The organism is Micromonospora sp. CPCC 205546 (assembly GCF_036902715.1).
Taxonomy (GTDB): domain Bacteria; phylum Actinomycetota; class Actinomycetes; order Mycobacteriales; family Micromonosporaceae; genus Micromonospora.
This window is the reverse complement of sequence record NZ_JBAKHL010000174.1, coordinates 1-840: the sequence shown is the minus strand read 5'-3', so window position 1 is coordinate 840 and position 840 is coordinate 1. Positions and strand designations below refer to the sequence as shown.

1 protein-coding gene is annotated in these 840 nt (G+C 64.9%); it reads left to right on the top strand.

What is annotated here, in order from left to right; genetic code table 11:
• On the top strand, positions 1 to 840 hold an 840-nt coding region (locus tag V6U77_RS29900; RefSeq protein ID WP_334610080.1), incomplete at both ends, for an acyltransferase domain-containing protein.

Genomic DNA, 840 nt, shown 5'->3' with positions numbered 1-840 from the left:
TTGGCGGTGTCGCGGGCGGCGTTGCGGTATCGGGCGGTGGTGGTGGCCGGTGGTGAGGCGGAGTTGGTTGAGGGTTTGTCGCGGATTGTCGGTGAGGTGGCGGTGTCGGGTCGGCGGGTGGTGATGGTTTTTCCGGGTCAGGGTGGTCAGTGGTTGGGTATGGCGCGGTCGTTGATGGTGGTGTCGCCGGTTTTTGCTGGTTCGATGTGTGAGTGCGCCAGGGTGATTGATCCGTTGGTGGGGGATTGGTCGTTGCTGGATGAGGGGACCTGGGATTTGGACCGGGTTGATGTGGTGCAGCCGGTGTTGTTTGCGGTGATGGTGTCGTTGGCGGCGGTGTGGCGGTCGTTGGGTGTGGTGCCGGCTGCGGTGGTGGGGCATTCGCAGGGTGAGATCGCGGCGGCGTGTGTGGCGGGGGCGTTGAGTGTGCAGGACGCGGCGCGGGTGGTGGTGTTGCGGGCGCAGGCGTTGCGGCAGTTGGCGGGTTCGGGTGCGATGGCGTCGATTGCGCGGCCGGTGTCGGAGGCGCCTGATGGTGTGTCGGTGGCGGCGGTGAATGGCCCCTCGTCGTTTGTGGTGTCGGGTGATGTGCGGCGGGTCAGGCAGATTGTGGCTGGTGATGAGCGGGCGCGGTTGATTCCGGTGGATTATGCGTCGCATTCGGCGTATGTGGAGTCGTTGGTGCCGCATTTGCGGGAGGTGCTTGGGCAGGTTGATGCTGGTGCGTCGGTGGTGCCGGTGTTGTCGACGGTGACGGGGGATTGGTTCGACACCACGGGTATGGATGCGGATTACTGGGTGCGTAATTTGCGTGAGCCGGTGCGGTTCCATGATGCGGTG